A 19,133-nucleotide genomic window follows, 5' to 3' on the forward strand; every position below is an offset into this window, starting at 1 on the left:
ATGACCAAACGCGCAGTCGCTGCCATCTCGGTGCTGCTCGGATTGACGGGATGCGGCTCCGCGCAGCCGACCGCCGGGGCCCCGTCCACACTGTCTGACGTCCCGCCCAACCAAGTGGCCGGCGTGGCGATTCCTGCCGGCCGCATCGACGATGCCGTCGCCAAGATCGACGGCCTGGTCGGCGACCTGATGAAGAACACCGGCGTGCCGGGAATGGCGGTCGCCGTTGTCCACGGCGGGAAAGTGTTGTACGCCAAGGGCTTCGGTGTCAAGGATGTGAGCAAGGGCGAGGGGCAAGGTAACAAGGTGGACGCCGACACCGTCTTCCAGCTGGCCTCGGTGTCCAAATCGGTTGGCGCGACGGTGATCGCGCACGAGGTCAGCGATCACGTCGTCGCCTGGGACACCCCAGTGGCCGCCAAGTTGCCCTGGTTCACGCTCGGCGATCCCTATGTCAGTAGCCATGTGACCGTCGCCGACGTGTATTCGCATCGCTCCGGGCTGCCCGATCACGCGGGCGACAAACTCGAAGACCTGGGCTACGACCGTCGTCAGACCCTCGAGCGACTCAGGTATCTGCCGCTGGCACCCTTCCGGATCAGCTACGCCTACACCAACTATGGGATCACCGCCGGCGCGGAGGCCGTGGCGGCCGCGGCCGGCAAGTCATGGGAGGACCTGTCCGACGAGGCGCTCTACCGCCCGCTAAAAATGACGTCGACGAGCTCACGCTTCGCCGACTTCCTCGCCCGGCCCAACCACGCGGTCAACCACGTCAAGGTCGCCGACAAGTGGGAGGCCCGCTTCCAGCGTGATCCCGATCCCCAGTCACCCGCGGGCGGCGTCAGCTCATCGGTCAACGACATGGCCCGTTGGCTGATGATGTTGCTGGGCAACGGGACTCACGACGGGCGGCGGATCGCCGCGCCTGAAGACCTGTTGCCGGCCATCAGTCCGCAGACGGTGTCGACACCCGCGACGACGCCCAAGGCGCGCACCGGGTTCTACGGATACGGCTTCAACGCGTCGGTCGATTCCTCGGGCCGCACCGAATACAGCCATTCCGGCGCTTTCGCTTTGGGGGCGGCGACGAACTTCGTGGTGATGCCCTCGGAAGACGTGGGCATCATCGCGCTGACCAACGGCGCGCCCTACGGCATCCCGGAAACCCTGACCGCCGAATTCATGGACCTCGTCCAATACGGCCAGATCCGCGAGGACTGGGGTCCCTTGTACCAGAAGGCGATCGGCTGGCTGAACAATCCGGTGGGCTCGCTGGTCGGCAAGCAGCCCCCACCCAATCCCGCCCCGGCCAAGCCGCTTCGCGACTATGCAGGCGTGTACGCCAGCGACTACTGGGGCCCGGCCGTCGTGACCGAACACGACGGCGCCCTGCACTTGGCGATGGGCCCGAAAAACCACACGGTCGCCCTCACCCATTGGGACGGCGACACCTTCACCTTCCCGCTGACCGACGAAAACGCCCCACCCGGAACGATTTCCAAAGCGGTCTTCTCCAACGACACCCTGAATCTGGAGTACTACGACACCGAGAAGCTGGGGACCTTCACCCGATGAGCTCCTCACTGATCACCGGCCTGACCGACGCCGAGGTGGCGCAGCGGGTCTCCGACGGCCAGAGCAACGCCGTGCGGAAACGGGCGACGCGCAGCATCACCGATATCGTGCGGGCCAACGTGTTCACCCGGATCAACGCGATCCTGGGAGTGTTGCTGCTGATCGTGCTGGCGACCGGCTCGCTGATCAACGGGATGTTCGGACTGTTGATCATCGCCAACAGCGTCGTCGGCATGGTCCAGGAGATCCGGGCCAAGCAGACGCTGGACAAGCTCGCGATCGTGGGTCAGGCGAAACCCGTGGTGCGCAGGCGATCCGGGACGCGTGCGGTCCCGCCCGAGGAGGTGGTGCTCGACGACATCATCGAGCTCGGGCCCGGCGATCAGGTCGTCGTCGACGGAGAGATCATCGAAGAGGCGAACCTGGAGGTCGACGAGTCGCTGCTGACCGGTGAGGCCGACCCGATCGCCAAGGCCGTCGGCGACGCGGTGATGTCGGGCAGTTTCGTCGTTGCGGGCGCCGGCGCCTACCGGGCCACCAAGGTCGGCCCGGACGCCTACGCGGCCAAACTCGCCGAGGAAGCCAGCAAGTTCACGTTGGTGAAATCCGAACTGCGCAACGGCATCAACCGCATCCTGCAGTTCATCACCTACCTTCTGGTGCCGGCCGGCCTGCTGACGATCTACACCCAGCTGTTCACCACGCACGCGGGCTGGCAGGAGTCCGTGCTGCGGACGGTGGGCGCCCTGGTGCCGATGGTGCCCGAAGGGCTGGTGCTGCTGACGTCGGTCGCGTTCGCGGTCGGGGTGGTCCGGCTGGGCCAGCGCCGCTGCCTGGTGCAGGAGCTGCCCGCCATCGAGGGGCTCGCGCGGGTCGACGTGGTCTGCGCCGACAAGACGGGCACCCTGACCGAAAGCGGCATGCGGGTCGCCCGGGTGGACGAGCTCGACGAGGACGCGCACCGCGATCGGATCGGCGACGTGCTGGCGGCGTTGGCCGCCGCCGACCCGCGACCCAACGCGAGCGTGCGCGCGATCGCCGAGACCTATCACGAGTCGCCGGGCTGGACCGCCACGGCGACAGCACCTTTCAAGTCCGCCACCAAGTGGAGCGGGGTGTCCTTCGAAGGGCACGGCGACTGGGTGATGGGGGCGCCCGACGTGTTGCTCGAGCCGGCGTCGGCGGCGGCCGAACAGGCCGAGCGGATCGGGTCGCAGGGCTTGCGGGTCCTGCTGGTGGGCGCCGCCGACGTGGCCGTCGACCACCCCAGCGCACCGGGGGACGTCACCCCGGTCGCGCTGGTGGTGCTCGAACAGAAGGTCCGACCTGACGCCCACGAGACGCTGGAATACTTTGCCGATCAGGGTGTTTCGGTCAAGGTGTTGTCCGGGGACAACGCCGTTTCTGTCGGCGCCGTCGCCGACAAGCTCGGGTTGCGCGGCGAGACGATGGATGCGCGCCAACTCCCCTCGGACCCCGCGCAATTGGCCGACGCGCTGGACACCCACACCACCTTCGGCCGGGTGCGTCCCGATCAGAAGCGCGCCGTCGTACACGCCCTGCAATCGCGCGGGCACACGGTCGCGATGACCGGCGACGGCGTCAACGACGTCCTGGCCCTCAAGGACGCCGATATCGGCGTCGCGATGGGGGCCGGCAGCCCGGCTTCCCGTGCCGTCGCACAGATCGTCCTGCTGGACAACAGGTTTGCCACGCTACCGTACGTGGTCGGCGAGGGCCGACGCGTGATCGGCAACATCGAGCGGGTCGCCAACCTGTTCCTGACCAAGACGGTGTACTCGGTGCTGCTGGCGTTGTTGGTGGGCATCGAATGCCTGTTTTCCAAAGCGTTGAAAGCCGATCCGTTGCTGTATCCGTTCCAGCCGATCCACGTCACCATCGCGGCGTGGTTCACCATCGGAATACCGTCGTTCATCCTGTCCCTGGCGCCCAACATCGAGCGCGCCGAGCCCGGTTTCGTGCGCCGGGTGCTGAGCTCGGCGCTGCCGTCCGGGCTGATCGTCGGCACCGCGACCTTCGCGTCGTACCTGGCCGCCTACCCTGGCCGGCACGCCGGCTTCCAGCAACAGGATCAGGCGTCGACCGCGGCCCTGATCACCTTGCTCATGACGGCCCTGTGGGTGCTCGCGGTGGTCGCACGGCCCTACCAGTGGTGGCGGGTGGCGCTCGTAATCGTCTCGGGCCTGGCGTATGTGGTGATCTTCAGCCTCCCCCTGGCCCGCAAGCAGTTCCTGCTGGATCCGTCCAATGTCACGGTGACCGCGACCGCGCTGGGGATCGGTCTGCTGGGCGTAGCCGCGGTCGAGGCCATGTGGTGGATCCGCGCCAGGATGCTGGGCGTGCAGCCGCGGCTGTGGCGCTGAGCACAGCGAACTCGGCGCCGGCCGGTTTCACCGGGCAAGTACGATGCCGGAAAAAGGGAGGGCACATGGGATTCCTGGACAAGGCCAAGGATCTGTTGTGGCAGAACGCCGACAAGGTCGAGACGGCCATCGACAAGGCAGGCGAGTTCGTCGACGAAAAGACGCAGGGCAAATACTCCGACACCATTCACCAGGTGCAGGAGCAGGCGAAGAAGGCGGCCGGCGCCGCGGACACGGGCGACCAGCAGAACTGAGCCATGGCCAAGCTTTCCGGATCCATCGATGTCCCGCTGCCGCCCGAGGTGGCCTGGCAGCACGCCTCCGACCTGTCCCGGTACAAGGATTGGCTGACCATCCACCGGGTGTGGCGCAGCGCATTGCCCGACGAGATCGAGAAGGGCTCGGTCGTCGAGTCGATTGTCGAGGTCAAGGGCATGCCCAACCGGATCAAATGGACGGTCGTGCGCTACAAGCCACCCGAGGGCATGACGCTCAACGGCGACGGAGTCGGCGGGGTCAAGGTCAAGCTGATGGCCAAGATCCAGCCCAAAGGGGACGGCTCCCTCGTCAGTTTCGACGTGCACCTCGGTGGCCCCGCACTGTTCGGCCCCATCGGCATGATCGTCGCCGCCGCACTGCGCGGCGATATCGACCAGTCGCTGGAGAACTTCGTGACGGTGTTCACCCGGCCCGATCCGAGCAGCAACGGGCATCGCTGATCGCCCGCCGATGAGTTTTCGCCTCGGGCGCGGTCGATAGTGTGAACCCCCTTTCTTCCGGGGACACATCATCAGGAGGTCACCATGCCTATTCGTGACAGCGCCCCGCTGGGCGCCCCATGCTGGATCGATCTGACCACGTCCGACGTCGCCCGCGCCCAGGATTTCTACGGCACGGTCTTCGGCTGGACGTTCGAATCCGCCGGGCCCGAGTACGGCGGATATGTCAACGCAGCCAAGGGCGGCCACCCCGTCGCCGGGATCATGGCCAACCGGGCCGGGGCCGAGGCGCCGGACCGCTGGGTTACCTATTTCCACACCGCCGACATCCAGACCACGCTGGCCGCGGTGACCGGGGCGGGCGGTTCGGTCTGCATGGCGATGGAGGTGCCCGCCAAGGGCCATATGGGCCTGGCGACCGACCCCGCCGGCGCGACGTTCGGTTTGTGGCAGCCGCTGCAGCACCGCGGTTTCGAGATCATCGGAGCGGCCGGCGCCCCCGTCTGGCATCAGCTGACCACCCGCGACTACGGTGCGGCCCTCGACTTCTACCGCGACGTCCTCGGCTGGCGTACCGAATCCGAGTCCGATACCGACGAATTCCGCTACACCACAGCGTGGTTCGGCGACGAGCAATTGCTCGGCGTGATGGACGGCGCCTCGCTGCTACCCGAGGCCGTCCCGTCGAACTGGGTGACCTTCTTCGGCGCCGAGGACGTCGACAAGACCCTGCGAGTGATCGTCGACAACGGCGGCGCTGTGGTGCGCGACGCCGAGGACACCCCGTATGGACGGCTGGCCGCCGCGACCGATCCGACGGGCGCCCCGTTCAACCTGTCATCGCTGCAGGCCTAGCCGACGAGCGCCGCCACGCTAGGACGACGCTCGGTGCCGCGGACCGGCGGCGGAGTCGGTTAACCTCGCTACCATGACTCGCCGACTGCGCCCCGGTTGGCTGGTGGCGTTTTTCGCCGTGGTGGTTTCGGCCAGCGCGTGGCTGCCGTGGCTGAGGACGGCGGTCAACGGCGGGGGCTGGGCCAACGCCATCGGAGGCGCCCACGGCAACTTGGAACTGCCCCCGGGGTTCGGCGCCGGCCAGCTCATCGTGCTGCTGGCCTCGACCCTGCTGGTGGCCGGCGCAATGATGGGCCGAGGATTGTCGGTGAAGCTCGCTTCGGTTGCGGCGCTGCTGATTTCGCTGTTGATCGTGGCGCTGACGGTGTGGTACTACAAGCTCAACGTCAACCCGCCGGTGTCGGCCGAATACGGCCTCTACGTCGGTGCGGGCGGCGCGGTGTGCGCCGCAGCGTGCTCGATCGTGGCGGTGATCTCGGCGTTGGCCTCGGGACGGCCGCGGCGCTGAGCCCTCACGCCGACGGGAACTCGTGCTTCCCCGAAGCGGCGCTGGTGTCGGGCTCGTTGACGCCGAACACGAAGGGCGCGAATACGATCTCGCGCCCGTCGGGATCCCGATAGGTGATCGCGCCCGTGGCCGCCCAGTACGGGTGCTGGTCGACGGGTTCGACGCCCGCGTCGTGCAGGCGCGCGAGTGCGGCTCGTTGTGCTTGGGGGTTCGGAAAATAAAGACAGAGCTGTTCATGGGGGTCCACCGCGACGTCGTCGGCGGCCTGCACGATCTCCATGGTGAGGTTCCAGCTGGGGAGCCCGAAGATCGCGCCGTTGCTGCCGTAGCTGTCCTCGAACGTCTCGTAGAGCGGCAGGCCGACGAGGTCGCGGTAGAACCGCACCGTTTCCGCGAAGTGCGAGGAGCGGCGCGCGAAGCGGATGCCGCCGATGGGGGCCAACTGCGGCGGCCAGTGCGTCGTGCGGTGGTGCTTGTGCTGGTCGGTGCTCATCACAGTCCGATCGCGTCCGCGGCGGACTCGGCGGTGTCCCAGCGGCGCAGCTCGGAGCCGGGCGCCCAGGTCGAGTGGGTGCCGCTGGAAATCCGTTCCGGCAGTGGGAGTTTGCACACCGGCCCGTCGCCGGGGCGGGTGGCGTCGAACACGAGGCAATACGAGGCGTCGGTATTCATATCGGTGGTGAGCGTGATCAGGTAGCCGTCGTCTTCGCCGGTGCCGCCGACGCGCGGTGCCATCGCGGTCTCGCTGCCGTAGACGCCGTCCCCGAACGAGAACCGCTCCTCGGTTCCGGTGCGCAGGTCGTGTTTGACCAGGCCGTCGAACAGGAACCAACCCGGCTTGCCCGTGGCCGCATAGACGTAGCGGTAGTCGGCGGCCGCGTAGCCGGGGTTGATGGTGCCGAACTCGGTGACGGATTCGAAGAGCCGCTCTTCGCGCACCTCGCCGGTGACCAGGTTGAAACGCCACCGGTGCAGGCGTGCCTGCAGGCGATCCAGGGCTAAGAAGCGGAACAGTTTGTCCCACTTGGTTCCACCGGTATCGAGCGGGGACGGGTCGCCTTCGAAGAAGCCGTCGAGCACGATCTCGTCGCCATCCTCGTAGGCGTTGGTGAAGTGCAGCACGAACGTGGGGTCGGCCTCGAACCAGCGAATGTCCTCGGTCCCGCCGCGGCGCGGGATCACCGCGAACCGCGACGGGATGTCGGGGTGGAAGCGCGGCAGGTGCACGTCGTGCTCGAGCAGCTGAGGATCCCAGAACAACGGGAAATCGTTGAGAATGGCGTAGTTTTCGGTGAACGCCATGTCGTGGGGGAGGCGCGGACCGGGCAGCGGGATGTCGACGTAGTGAGTCAGTTCGTTGCGCTCGTCGACGACACCGTAATGCATGTACGGGTCTTGCTTGCTGTAGTTGAAGAACAGCAGTTCACCGGTTGCGTTGTCTACCTTGGGGTGTGCGGACACGCCCCACGCGGTCGGGAAGCGCCCGTTCCAGGACTCCTTGCCGAGCGTGTCACCCGAATACGGGTCGATTCGGTACAGGTCGCCGCACTGGTAGAAACTGCTCAGCGCGACGCCGCGATGCACGATGACGTCGGTGCTCGACGCGTCCTTCATCCGCGTTCGCGCGCCCCAGCCTTGCTGCGCCAGTTGCACGGGCTCGGCCAGCCCCGGCCACAGCGGCCCGCCGGCCTCGTTCTCGGCCAGGAATCCGTCGGTGCGGATAAAACGGTTGCGGTAGAAGGCCTTTCCGTCGCGGAAGCCGACCACGTGCAGCATGCCGTCGCCGTCGAAGGGGTGATAGGTCTTGAACGCGGGGTGCAGCGGGTTCTCGGTGTTGCGCAGATAGACGCCGTCCAGGTCGCCCGGGATCTCACCCTCGACCGCGGCCAGGTCGTCGGCGTCCCACTCGGTGGTCTGGGGACGCCACGGGCCCGTCCGGTAGGGGTGGTCGTCGTCCTCGGGAAGGGTGGACAGGAACTTGCCGACGATCGCTATATCTTTTGGCAAGTCCATCTCAACCGCCTTTGCTGACAACGAAACTCACGGTGGTGGCGGTGCTGCCGCCGAAATTGAGGGTCCCGAAGGTTTGCGCACCGTCGACCTGATAGTCGCCGGCGGCGCCGCTGACCTGCTTGGCCGCGTCGAGCAGCATCCGCACCCCGGAGGCGCCCACCGGATGCCCGCCACCGATCAACCCGCCGCTGGGATTGATCGGCAGCCTCCCCCCGATCTCGATCTCGCCGTTTTCGATCGCCTTCCATGACTCGCCCGGGCCGGTCAACCCGATGTGGTCGATGGCCAAGTACTCGCTGGGAGTGAAGCAGTCGTGCACCTCGAACCCGTCGATGTCGTCGAGGCCGCGCCCCGCCCGGCGCAGCGCGTCGAGCACCGCCGCCCGCACATGCGGCAACACGTAGAGATCGTCGCCGGCACGGTCCAGTTTCTGCTGCAGCCCCAGCCCGACGGTGCGATGACCCCAGCCCTCGATCCGGCCGATCGGGCGCGCGTCGGGGTGGTTGCGCAGGTAGGCGTCGTTGACGAGCACCAATCCCGCGCCGCCGTCGGTCATTTGGCTGCAGTCGAAGCGTCGCAGCCGGCCCTCGGTGATCGGGTTGGCGTCGTCGTCGTCGGTGATGGGATCGGGGACGGTCCACCCGCGGGTCTGGGCGTTGGGGTTGCGGCGGGCGTTGGCGAAGTTGAGCTGGGCGATGGCCCGCAGGTGCGCGTCGTCCAGTCCGTACCGGCGGTCGTACTCGTCGGCCACCCGGGCGAACATGGACGGCCACAGGTAGCGCGCGTCGGCCCCCTCGTGACCGGTCCATGCCGCGGCCCCCAGATGCTGCGCGGCGGTGTCGCCCGGGACCGTTTTCTCGAGCTCGATGCCCACCACCAGCGCGGTGTCGTAGGCGCCCGACCGTAGATCGGCCATCGCCGCCAGCGCCGCCACGCTGCCGGAGGCGCAGGCGGCTTCGTGGCGCGACGCCGGGGTGTCCCAGAGGCCGTCGCAGACCGTGGCGGGCATCGCCCCGAGGTGGCCCTGCCGGGCGAACATCTCGCCGAAGGCGTTGCCGACGTGCACCACTTCGATGCCGGCCGCGTCCAGCTTGGCCGTTGCCAGCGTCGCGTCGACGACCTCGGCGGTCAGCGCGGCGAAGTCGTGGCCTTCCCTGGTGAGGTTGCGAGCAAAATCGCTTTGGTAACCGCCGAGAATCCACACACCGGAGGAGCGATCCATACGCCGACGGTACTCCCGGGCGGGGCGGTTGTTGAGGCCTATCGGCGGGCCGGCGCGGGTCCCTGGCTGGTCCAAAGAGGGCGGCCCCGTCGGCTCTCGGGCTGAACCGACGGGACCTAGGCGGGCGCGAAGGCCGGCCGACGCACTCGCCTACTGTTGGATCATTGCCCCCCAGCGGTGCCGACAAACATGCGGCCTCAATCTATTTGACGTCTCGTTGATGCCGGGCCGCCGACGGCGCCGGGTCCGGTTAACGTCGATTCACCTTTTCCGGGTGCGCGCGGGGCACTCGGGCAGGCGGTCGGCCGGAAGTCTGAGCTGCGGCGATGTGGTGGGGTTGCGCCGTCGTGCGGCCAGTCCCACCGCGAAGCGGCCACCCCGCATCGTGGCGTCGCACGAGGCTGCGGTGTAAGCCGATATGCGCACCCGTCGGCCGTTCGTTTTGCGGCCGTCCCAGCAAAGTAGCCGCGACGTCAACCCCCGGCCGGCGACGACCCCGCGGGGGCCGGCGGCCACTTGTGCGGACGCGACCGGCTCTTGGCGACCGGGTGAAAGGCCCGGGGCGGGCTCACCCCCCGGGGCGGGTCGGTCTGCGGTCCATCGTGACATCTTCCGGGTCGACACCCGACCCAGCCAGTGGCAGCGTTGGCAAAATCAGAAACGCCGATTAACAGCTTGCATGTTGCTTCCAGCTAATGCCACGCGAGGGAAGTCGGGGCGGCGACTGCCGCGTTGCGACACGGTCACGGATGCATACCTATCGGCTCATCGTTGGTCACATATGCCCCGCAGATCACTATCGTCACATGAGCCAACTACGGACGTCAGCGCGGTGTCCTACCCCTCGAAAGGTGTTACATGTCGGCGATTCTTCGAAGTGTGTCGCTATCGATGGCGTCGGCGGCCGCTGTCGGATTCGTCCTCGTGGTGGGGCCCGCGCCTACCGCCCACGCCACGCCGTGTGGTGCCCCCGAGGCAAACGTCGACCCTCCCGCCGCGCAGCCGGCGATGCCCGCGCCTCAGCCGGTCGTGCAGCCGCCGACTGGGCGCAGGCCCAGTCACACGAATGACCAGGCGCCGCTGCCGAGGCTGGGTCCGCTGATCTCGTCGTTGCTCAAGCCGGCGACGCCGGGGCAGCGCTACTCCGCGCCGGTCCATCCGCGAGCCGAGGGGCCGACGCCGGGACCCGGACCCTCCGCGCCGCTGCAACAGCAAGCCGAGGTCCTGCCGCCGGCTCCCAACCCGCCCGCGCCCGCGGTCCCGCAAATGCCGAACGCCAATCCGCTACGGCCGAACGCCGCCCCGGTGCCGCAGCCGCAACCCGAGCCGGGCCCGCCGCCTCCGTCGATCGCGGGCGCCCCGACGTCCCTCGTCGACTGGGTCACCGGGCCGGACGGCCCCAACAAAACGCTGCAACGTTTCGGCATCTCCGGCACCGACCTCGGGATTGCCTGGGACAACGGCGATCCCGTCAACCGCCAGGTGCTGATGGCCTTCGGTGACACCTTCGGCTACTGCAAGGTGCACGGCCAGCAGTGGCGCTACAACACCCTGTTCCGCAGCAACGATCGCGATCTGTCCAAGGGAATCCACATCGCCGACGGCGTGCCGAACGACAAGTATTCCGGCTCGCCGGTGTGGGCGCCCGGGCTCTCCAAACAGGTCGTCAACACCATCCACAAGGCCGCGCACGAGACGGGAATCATTCCGACCGGGGCGATGTCGATGGGCAGAACCCAGTACATGAGCTACATGTCCATCCGCCAGTGGGGCCGTGACGGCGAATGGACAACGAACTATTCGGCGATCGCGCGGTCCAACGACAACGGCCAGAACTGGGGGATCTTCCCCACCACGATCCGCACGGCGTCCGCGGATGCCATTCCGGGAGCCGGGTTTACGCCTGGAAACGAGAACTTCCAGATGGGCGCCTTCTTGAAGGGCAAGGACGGCTACATCTACCAGTTCGGGACGCCGTCGGGTCGCGGCGGCGCGGCCTTCCTGTCGCGGGTTCCACCGAACCAGTTGCCCGACCTGACCAAGTACCAGTACTGGAACGGCGACGAGGGCGGTCGTTGGGTCCCGAACAATCCGGGTGCGGCGACGCCGATCTTCCCGGCGCCGGTGGGCGAAATGTCGGCCCAGTACAACAGTTACCTCAAGCAGTACCTGGTGCTCTACACCGACGGCGGCAGCAACGACGTCATCGCACGGACCGCGCCGGCGCCGCAGGGGCCGTGGAGTCCCCCGCAACCGCTGGTGTCCTCGTTCCAGATGCCCGGCGGCATCTATGCGCCGATGATCCATCCCTGGTCGTCGGGACGGGACCTGTACTTCAACCTGTCGCTGTGGTCGGCGTACGACGTGATGCTGATGCACACCGTGTTGCCGTAGGAAACGTCGCCGTCGAAGATACGATGGTCTAGTGAGAGGAGGGCGATGATGATCGCCTTGGAGTATCACGACAACTGTTGCGGTCTTGCTGATCCGCTCACTCCTCTCGCCGCGGCCGCGTTACCCGACGACGTGCCTGCCTCATCGGCGGGCGAACTGCGGGACAACGGTGACGGCGCGGACGATCACACGGTGTTCGACGGCCACCGCCCGGACTACTGGACCGTGGGCAGGCCGGGGCTCCGAGACATCGAGGTGTGCATCGAAAGCGCCCGCGCGGACGGCGCCATCAGTCTGGGCCTGGTGGTCAACGGTTTGGATTGCAGCGGGCTCCCGATTGACCAGGCGCTTTCGCTCGCAGACGCCCGGGGGGATGCGGGCGTCTGCGGCGTTAGCTGCCGGGGAGGCGGACACCTCAAGGCCAGTTAGTCAGCGGCTGAGGGGATTTCGCGGGGCGAGGTCACGCGGTATCGGCTACGGAGGCAGCGGAATCCACCGCTTGCCATCCGTTGTCCATCCGCACGGCAGGTAGTTCCAGTGCGCCGGCGGATTGGGGTCGAAACTCAGGCACTTCGGTGCGTAGAACGAAGGGGCCGGAGGAGGCGGTGGCGGCTGGTCCTCAGCGTGGGCGATCGCCCCGCTGAGCATTAAAGCCCCAACGGCCATCTGTGTGGCGACTAGCTTCCGCATCGCAGGCCCGGCAAGTGCTATGCCCCAACGAAGCGACGGTCGCTACGTGTCTTCCCTTACGCGCACGGTATCGATGGTAGTCCGCATTCCGGCGGTTTGTGGGACTTGATTGCATTTGCTCTGGGCATTTCGGGGTGCCGCTCCGGTGGGGGATCGTGAGCGGGTTTGCGGAGGTGCGGACGGGCGCCGACCTGCTGGTATGGCGTGAACTCAAACTGGACACGGCCTGACCGGGATAAGTACGATCGTGGTCTGTCATTTATCTGATACGCAGCAGGAGCACCGCGATGAGATCTGTCGATGAGGGTTCGCCGTCATCGACGGCGGTGAGCGCTTGTCCGATCGCCCCGCGCAGTTTTACCCCCTTGGCTGGCCGCCCGCTCGGGCGGGTGCGGCTGTGCCTCGCCTCGATCGCCCGTGAGCAAACACGCCAAGACAGCTGGCGCGCAATTGAAATCATCGCCAATACGCACAACCGCCGCGTCGAGTCCTATCTGCAGCGTCGGCGGCACCGCCCGTGGCGCAACCGGGGTTCCTAGCCTTCGGCTTTGACCGTCATGTCGACGACGGTCGGCGTCGCTTCGTCACGCCGATGATGCGCACACCGGTGTCCAGCTAGCAAGTTCACACCGCGGCAACGTATCTGGTCGCGGCATCGGTACTAGGCATGTCAGCTCTGCCGTGGGATGCATGTTCCCGTCGTTGAATCACCCTGCGCTACAACGATAACGGCACATCGCCGGGGCCGCAGCGGATAACCGCTCTCACGATCCGGCCGAGTCGTGCGTCGATAGGGCGCGGTTACAGAAGTTCATCAAATCATTCAGGCGATGCAGCGGTCGACTCACGTCGCCCTCGGGTGTCGCGCACCGAGTTATGAGGTATAGCAATGGATTTCGGAGTGATGCCGCCGGAGGTCAACTCCGGTCGAATGTACTCTGGCCCCGGGGCGGGGCCGATGCTGGCCGCCGCCGCGGCCTGGGACGGAATCGCAGCCCAGTTGCACGCCGCCGCAGCGTCTTACGAGTCGGTGATCTCGAACCTGACCGCCGGGTGGCGCGGTCCTTCGTCGAGCATGATGGCCGCCGCGGCGGCACCGTATGCGGCATGGATGAGTGCGACCGCCGCCCAGGCCGAGCAGACCGCCAACCAGGCGAGGGCGGCGGTGGTCGGGTACGAGGCGGCGTTCCTCGCGACGGTGCCGCCACCGGTCATCGCGGCCAATCGGGCGCAGTTGATGGCGCTGATCGCGACCAATTTTCTGGGTCAGAACACCCCGGCGATCATGGCCACCGAGGCCCAGTACGCCGAGATGTGGGCCCAGGATGCCGCGGCGATGTACGGCTACGCCGGTGCCTCGGCGGCCGCCGCGCAGGTGACGCCATTCGCCCCGCCGCCGCGTAGCACCAATCCGGCCGGGGCCGCGGGACAGGCCGCCGCCGTCGCGCAGGCCACCGGCGGCTCGGTCGCGATGAACACGGAATCGACTCTCCCGCAGCTGATGTCGGCCGCGCCCCAATCGTTGCAGACCCTGACAACGCCTGCCGCCGCCGATCCACCATCGCTGCTGTCGGCATTCGACTCGGCGCTTACGGGCCCGTTGGGTCCGGTGTCATTGTTCGGCATCGGGGGCAGCCCGTATCTGCTGGGCGTCGAAAACTACCTGGTGCCCCAAAACGTGGCGAATGTGAACAGTGCCCGGCAAAGGCTGGACCGGGACCGGTCGGCGCTGGGGCGGTTGGGCGGCGAGGTCAATTCGGGGACGCAAATGGTGAGCTCGCCGAGAGGAGCCGCTGGAACCGGAATGTCGCCGGGCATCGGTCGTGCCGGCGTCGTCGGGCGCTTGTCGGTGCCGCCGGGATGGGCGGCGGCCGCCCCGGAGATCCGGCCGGTCGCCACGGTGATTCCACAAACCGCCTTTGCCGGCGCTCCTTCGGCCCTCGCGGCCGAGGGAGAGGGATCGCTGTTCTCCAGCATGGCCGCGTCGGGTCTGGCCGGGCGCGCCATGGCCGCCACCGGCGGTGGCTCCGCGCGGGCAACGGGCATCGGCGGCGGTTTCGGGCGCGTCGCGACCACGGCCACGATCATCGTCATCAACGCGGACGACCCGCAGGAATAGCACGCACTACTTATCGCGAAGAGCAAGGAGTGACAATGGATTTCGGAGCATTTCCGCCGGAGATCAACTCTGGTCGAATGTACGCCGGTGAAGGCGCAGGCTCAATGTTGGCCGCGGCGTCGGCATGGGATGGGTTGGCCGCCCAACTGCACTCTGCGGCGACGTCGTATGAGTCGGTGATCTCGAACTTGACCAGCGGTTGGCAGGGGCCGTCCTCGCTGACCATGGCCGGTGCGGCCGCGCCGTATGCGGCGTGGATGAGCACGACCGCCGCTCAAGCCGAACAGGCCGCCTCGCGAGCCAGAGCGGCCGCGGCGGCGTACGAGGCCGCATTCACCGCGACGGTGCCCCCGGTGGCGATCGCGGAGAACCGCGGCCGGCTGGCGTCGCTGGTGGCGACGAACCTTCTCGGGCAGAACACCGCCGCGATCGCGGCCACCGAGGCGGAGTACGCACAGATGTGGGCGCAAGACGCCGCCGCGATGTACGGCTACGCCGGATCTTCGGCGATCGCTGCGCAATTGAAGCCCTTCAACGCGCCACCGCAAACCACCAACCCAGCGGGAGGAGCCGGCCAATCAGGCGCGGTCGCCCAAGCCGCCGGTACGGCGCCTGCCAACGCGCAGTCGGCCTTGGCGCAGCTGATGTCGTCGACCCCGCGAACGCTGCAAAGCTTCGCATCGCCTTCCGCACTGCCGGCGGCCGATCCGTCGTCATTGGCGACATGGTTGAACAACCTGAATTCCACGCCGTTGGCGAAGATCGCCGCGAACATCGAGTTCGTCACCAAAGGCATCCGCCCGGTCAACGACACGTTGCTGAGCCTCAGTTTGGGCCTGGTGGCAACGGCACGGACGTGGGGTGACACCGCCGTCGAACTCGAAGGGCCGCTGTTCGCTTCGCTGGGTTCGAGCACCCCGGCCGTAGGAGCCGTTGGCGCGTCTGCGGTGACCGCAGGTCTCGGCAATGCGGGTCTGGCGGGGGCGTTGTCGGTACCGCCGAGCTGGGCCGTCGCCAGTCCCGCGGTCAAGCTGGCCGCCACCGTGTTGGAGTACACCAGCGCGGGTGCCGCGCCGACGGTCGAGGCCGGCGCCGGTGCCCTCGGTCAGATGGGCCTGGCGGGCCTGGCCGGTGGAGCGCTGGGTGGCGCTGTGCCCCGCGCGGTCGCCGCAAGCCCCACCCGGGGGCTGGGCCGCCGCTCGTCGGACAACGACGACAAGACCCCGGACAAACTGAAGACGGTCCTGGCGGAACTGCAGGAGGCGCCGGAGTCGGTTCAGCACTGGCACACCGACAAGGCGCACCTGGAAAGCCTTTTGGATCAGCTGTCGAAGAAGCCGGGTGTCCACGCGGTGCACTTGTCCTCGGCCGACAAGTCCAAGGTCACACCGCCGCGGGCAACGTGGGGCTAGGGAGAAGGAGCTTATGAACGGGGTGGTCGAGAGATGAACGCCAAGTCCGTCGACCGACATTGCGCCGTAGCGTTATTGCATGGTTCATGCGGCGCTTGCGGGACCAGGTCCGGTAGGCGTTGTAGCCCATTACCGCGGCGAGACCTCCTGTACTGATCAGACCCAGCGTTGTGCCGTGGGTGGAGGCGCTCAGCACGAAAAGGGTTAGGAAAAGAACGGTCAGACCTGTGTAGAACGTCGGGCCGTAAACGGGGTTAATTCTCACGCGCGGGATGACCCGCTGCGGTCGTCTGCTCGGTGTTCGAGCCAGTTCACCATGAGCACGAGGACCGCCCAGCACGCCGCATAGCCAAGTGTGTAAATCGGCACAAGCACCCACCAGGGATGACCGCCCAGGAGCAGCCACGCGACACCTTTGAGCGCATCATCTACGAAGCCCGACACGACGATTGCGACGAGCAAGGCAGTGTAGACGTGCTGGCGCTGCTGTGGCACCTTGCCGGCTGCGCGTCTGGACAAGTACCAAAGCACCAAGCCGGCCACGACGACGGCCGACACGATGAAGCCAACTGTCATCCATGCTGGTACAGACTTGCTACTGGCGGGGCTGGCCCTATCGAACAGGACATCGATGGTAACCGCCCACACGAGGTACAGCGGCAGGTAAAGCAGGATCCGCTTTGCGTTGATCATGGCTTCAGCCAACCAGGTACGGCTTCGCTGCACTCCAGCGCGCCTTTGGCGGTCGCCTCTACAGGGGCTTCCAGCAAGCCCTGCGCGAAGCCGCCGACGAAGCCGAGCACCGCGCCAGGCAGTGCACCAGCGCCGGCGAGTTCGGGAGTGAGACCCGCCCCGAACGCTGCTCCGATACCGGCCTTGATGGCGCCGCTCTTGAACCCGTCTTTGATCATGTCCTTACCGACGTTGGCTTTCACCTGCCCTCCTACGCATTGGCCGAAGCTTGGTCCCGCCACACTAGGTGCGGGTGCGGGTACGGATGGTGTGGCGGGCGCCGGTGTCTTCGGTGCGGCAGCGGCCACTTGTGGCGGCACGGGGAATGGCCCGATCTGCGGCTGTCCTTGAGATGGGGTGGGTTGCGGCACCGGAGACGGTTCCGGGCTGCCGTCCTGCTTGAAGTCCACAAGATGAACCCCGCCGTGCTGGCCATTGGCAACGGCTAGGGCACCGCGTCCGTTCTGGCCGTCGCCATTAGTGGGCGACTGCTGCCCGCCGTTGTAGCTCGAGGATTGAGCGAAGCCAACGTCCCCAACAGTTCCGGCAGCAGCAGTGAGTTGGCCCGCGACCTTAACCTCCGCGCCCTCGAGTTGTTCGGCCCGCGAACGGATGTCAACGGCGAATGCTTGGGCTTTAGCATGGCGCGTGGCCCGTTCTGCTGGGGGAGTGCTGCGAGTGTCGGTGACCGACAAGTCTTCTCCGACAGTGAACCCCGCATTCTGCGCATCTTCGACGCCATACAGGACTCGTCGCTGGGCGGCGCTAATGTCACTGGCGCCATTGCGGGCTATTCCAGCCGCTTGCCGTAGTTGGTCAGCTTTGTCGCTGACGACGGATAGATCGGATCCGGTGCGTTCCCGCAGCGCGTCGCCGCCAGCGCCGTGCCAGGTGATGGAATGTGCCTGGTTGCGCATCGTCAGAAATGCGTCTTCCCAGCGGTCGGCGGTTTGTGTCCAGTAGGCGGCCGCGTCGATGAGGTGCTCGGTGCTCCACGCCTGGATTTGTGACAGGGTTGCTGGCATCTAGACCACCGTCACCCCCGTGATGGCATCCATGTCGCCCGCCGACGTGGCCTCTTGGCTGATGTATTTACCGGTGGCGGTGGTCATCCCGCCCACTGTCGCCTGCGTCCGCACTGAAAAGGCCGCTGCGGCAACACCGATCGCCGCGTTGAGACTATTCACGGCCGCCGTGGTGGCCTGGAATGGTTGCCCTGGCGCCGGTGGCGCGCCAACGAGTTGCGAGCTGACCGCTTCCCATTTGCCGGCTGTGGCTTCTAGCTCGGCGGGGACGACCTGCAATGCATCTTGCCCCATAACCGCAACAGTTTATTTGGATGAACTGCGAATAGCGATTCACCCGACTTTTTGTCATATCCGCAGCGGGGGCAGAATTGCCCACCGTCTACTGAAACAACACGGCCTGATACCGCTGCTCAGCCACACTCAACTCAGTGTCAAGGATCAGCCGAAGTAGCTGTCAAGCATCAGCCGAAACACCGTCAAGCATCACCCGAAGGCGAAACGACATGCATCAACCGACGTCATACAACAAAAGTGCCCCCGGCAGGATTCGAACCTGCGACACCGGCTTTAGGAGAGCCGTGCTCTATCCCCTGAGCTACGAGGGCGGACGGCCTGAGCTTACCGGGCTGGATCAAAAGCCGAGGGCCACGGCGTCAGCGCAGTTCGGCGATCACCTTCGAGAAGTTCTCGATGTTGTTGTCCTGCACGGTGAAGGATGAGACACCGTACTTGTCGCGGTACGCGATCAACGTCTCGGCGATTTCGCGGGGGGAACCGCTGAGCACCGAGGGCTGGGACAGGATCTCCTCATCGGACAGGTCCGGCGCGTAGCTGCGGGTCAGCTTCAGGTCCGGCTCGGTCTCGCCGACCCGCGGCATCGCCGTGATCGCCAGATTCAGCTCCAGGGCGTCGAAGCGATCCCCCGCGGCGTTGCGGACGAAATCGACACGTTCGGCGAACGGGTCCTCGACCGCGCGCACCTTGGAGCCGGTCAGGCCGATGATGTCGGCGTTGCGGGCGGCGATGGTCAGCACCCGGTCGCCGTTGCCGGCGATGATGAGCGGCGTCGACGGGTGGTGTTCCTTCAGGTACTTCGTCATGTGTTCGAGGTAGTCGACGCGGGCACCGGCGCTGGGATAGGGGATCTCGGCGGCTTCGAACTCTTCGCGGACGTAGCCGGTGCCCAGCCCGATTTCGAGGCGGCCGTCGCTGAGCAGATCGAGGGCCTGCATGTCCCGGCTGAGCAGGGCCGGCTTGTAGAAGGCGGAGTTGAGCACATACATGCTCAGCTTCAGCGTGGTGGTGACCATCGCGACCGCGGTCAGCGTCGGGAAGGGCGCCGCCGCGCCCAAATGGTCCGGCACACAAAGAATGTCGAAACCGGCGTCTTCAGCCCGCTTGGCCTTGTCGAGCAGCGCCTCGCGGGACTTAAAGAACCGCATGCTCATTCCGAAGCGAAAATCCTTGGCCACCAACAAC

At 66.8% G+C, this 19,133-nt stretch carries 19 protein-coding genes, 1 tRNA gene and 1 pseudogene; 11 read left to right on the forward strand and 10 right to left on the reverse strand.

Going from position 1 to position 19,133, the window contains the following annotated elements:
- The 6 genes from W7U_RS01085 to W7U_RS01110 all read left to right on the forward strand — a co-directional run bounded on the left by W7U_RS01085 (position 1) and on the right by W7U_RS01110 (position 6,044).
- Positions 1–1,578: a serine hydrolase gene (locus tag W7U_RS01085; RefSeq protein ID WP_008253908.1), complete on the forward strand. Its 1,578-nt coding sequence runs from the start codon at positions 1–3 to the stop codon at positions 1,576–1,578.
- Entirely contained in the window at positions 1,575–3,962 is a 2,388-nt protein-coding gene (locus tag W7U_RS01090; RefSeq protein ID WP_008253909.1) for a cation-translocating P-type ATPase, read from the forward strand. Before W7U_RS01085 ends, W7U_RS01090 begins: the two co-directional genes overlap by 4 nt.
- Positions 3,963–4,027: 65 nt before the next feature.
- Positions 4,028–4,216: an antitoxin gene (locus tag W7U_RS01095; protein ID WP_008253910.1), complete on the forward strand. Its 189-nt coding sequence runs from the start codon at positions 4,028–4,030 to the stop codon at positions 4,214–4,216.
- Between the two features lie 3 nt (positions 4,217–4,219).
- Entirely contained in the window at positions 4,220–4,681 is a 462-nt protein-coding gene (locus W7U_RS01100) for an SRPBCC family protein (RefSeq protein WP_008253911.1), read from the forward strand.
- Between the two features lie 84 nt (positions 4,682–4,765).
- Complete coding sequence (locus tag W7U_RS01105) at positions 4,766–5,536, forward strand: VOC family protein (protein WP_008253913.1); 771 nt, start codon at positions 4,766–4,768, stop codon at positions 5,534–5,536.
- A 73-nt stretch (positions 5,537–5,609) separates the two neighbouring features.
- Complete coding sequence (locus tag W7U_RS01110; protein WP_008253914.1) at positions 5,610–6,044, forward strand: hypothetical protein; 435 nt, start codon at positions 5,610–5,612, stop codon at positions 6,042–6,044.
- A 4-nt stretch (positions 6,045–6,048) separates the two neighbouring features.
- Here W7U_RS01110 and W7U_RS01115 read toward each other — a convergent pair whose 3' ends face one another.
- Genes W7U_RS01115 through W7U_RS01125 form a run of 3 tightly spaced genes read right to left on the reverse strand, consistent with a single transcriptional unit; the run spans position 6,049 to position 9,279 of the window.
- Positions 6,049–6,537 (reverse strand): VOC family protein, encoded by a 489-nt coding sequence (locus tag W7U_RS01115; protein WP_008253915.1) that lies wholly within the window; start codon positions 6,535–6,537, stop codon positions 6,049–6,051.
- On the reverse strand, positions 6,537–8,057 hold the full coding sequence (locus W7U_RS01120) for a carotenoid oxygenase family protein (RefSeq protein WP_008253916.1): 1,521 nt from the start codon (positions 8,055–8,057) through the stop codon (positions 6,537–6,539). The genes W7U_RS01115 and W7U_RS01120 overlap by 1 nt, the downstream gene beginning before the upstream one ends.
- A 1-nt stretch (position 8,058) precedes the next feature.
- Positions 8,059–9,279 (reverse strand): acetyl-CoA acetyltransferase, encoded by a 1,221-nt coding sequence (locus W7U_RS01125; RefSeq protein ID WP_036428523.1) that lies wholly within the window; start codon positions 9,277–9,279, stop codon positions 8,059–8,061.
- An 858-nt stretch (positions 9,280–10,137) separates the two neighbouring features.
- Here W7U_RS01125 and W7U_RS01130 point away from each other — a divergent pair.
- Both W7U_RS01130 and W7U_RS01135 read left to right on the forward strand, forming a co-directional pair.
- Positions 10,138–11,673 carry a DUF4185 domain-containing protein gene (locus W7U_RS01130; protein ID WP_036428525.1) on the forward strand — a complete coding sequence of 512 codons (1,536 nt, stop codon included), beginning with the start codon at positions 10,138–10,140 and terminating at the stop codon, positions 11,671–11,673.
- 48 nt (positions 11,674–11,721) lie between these two features.
- Positions 11,722–12,102: a hypothetical protein gene (locus tag W7U_RS01135; protein ID WP_036429140.1), complete on the forward strand. Its 381-nt coding sequence runs from the start codon at positions 11,722–11,724 to the stop codon at positions 12,100–12,102.
- Positions 12,103–12,147: 45 nt separating this feature from the next.
- Here W7U_RS01135 and W7U_RS26955 read toward each other — a convergent pair whose 3' ends face one another.
- Positions 12,148–12,363 (reverse strand): hypothetical protein, encoded by a 216-nt coding sequence (locus W7U_RS26955; protein ID WP_080587915.1) that lies wholly within the window; start codon positions 12,361–12,363, stop codon positions 12,148–12,150.
- A gap of 287 nt (positions 12,364–12,650) precedes the next feature.
- Between W7U_RS26955 and W7U_RS26040 the strand changes: the two genes are divergently transcribed.
- The 3 genes from W7U_RS26040 (at position 12,651) to W7U_RS01145 (ending at position 15,894) form a co-directional block, all read left to right on the forward strand.
- Positions 12,651–12,902 (forward strand): hypothetical protein, encoded by a 252-nt coding sequence (locus W7U_RS26040; protein ID WP_136244168.1) that lies wholly within the window; start codon positions 12,651–12,653, stop codon positions 12,900–12,902.
- Between the two features lie 350 nt (positions 12,903–13,252).
- Complete coding sequence (locus W7U_RS01140) at positions 13,253–14,482, forward strand: PPE family protein (RefSeq protein WP_008253923.1); 1,230 nt, start codon at positions 13,253–13,255, stop codon at positions 14,480–14,482.
- Positions 14,483–14,517: 35 nt separating this feature from the next.
- On the forward strand, positions 14,518–15,894 hold the full coding sequence (locus W7U_RS01145; RefSeq protein WP_036428531.1) for a PPE family protein: 1,377 nt from the start codon (positions 14,518–14,520) through the stop codon (positions 15,892–15,894).
- A gap of 82 nt (positions 15,895–15,976) precedes the next feature.
- Here W7U_RS01145 and W7U_RS26960 read toward each other — a convergent pair.
- The 6 genes and pseudogenes from W7U_RS26960 to W7U_RS01170 form a co-directional block, all read right to left on the reverse strand.
- Positions 15,977–16,159, reverse strand: a pseudogene (locus tag W7U_RS26960) (hypothetical protein); the annotation flags it as partial.
- Positions 16,156–16,587, reverse strand: a complete 432-nt coding sequence (locus W7U_RS01150) for a hypothetical protein (RefSeq protein WP_008253927.1) — start codon at positions 16,585–16,587, stop codon at positions 16,156–16,158. The pseudogene W7U_RS26960 and the gene W7U_RS01150, both read right to left, overlap by 4 nt.
- On the reverse strand, positions 16,584–17,651 hold the full coding sequence (locus W7U_RS01155) for a hypothetical protein (RefSeq protein WP_036428533.1): 1,068 nt from the start codon (positions 17,649–17,651) through the stop codon (positions 16,584–16,586). The genes W7U_RS01150 and W7U_RS01155 overlap by 4 nt, the downstream gene beginning before the upstream one ends.
- Positions 17,652–17,945: a hypothetical protein gene (locus tag W7U_RS01160; RefSeq protein ID WP_008253933.1), complete on the reverse strand. Its 294-nt coding sequence runs from the start codon at positions 17,943–17,945 to the stop codon at positions 17,652–17,654.
- A 241-nt stretch (positions 17,946–18,186) separates the two neighbouring features.
- Positions 18,187–18,259 (reverse strand) — tRNA-Arg (locus W7U_RS01165).
- 48 nt (positions 18,260–18,307) lie between these two features.
- The gene (locus W7U_RS01170; protein ID WP_009953038.1) at positions 18,308–19,132 is read right to left on the reverse strand and encodes an LLM class F420-dependent oxidoreductase; all 825 of its coding nucleotides are present in this window, start codon (positions 19,130–19,132) and stop codon (positions 18,308–18,310) included.
- Position 19,133 lies beyond the last annotated feature (1 nt).

Origin of the sequence: Mycobacterium sp. H4Y (assembly GCF_000364405.1) — a bacterium.
GTDB lineage: Bacteria > Actinomycetota > Actinomycetes > Mycobacteriales > Mycobacteriaceae > Mycobacterium > Mycobacterium intracellulare.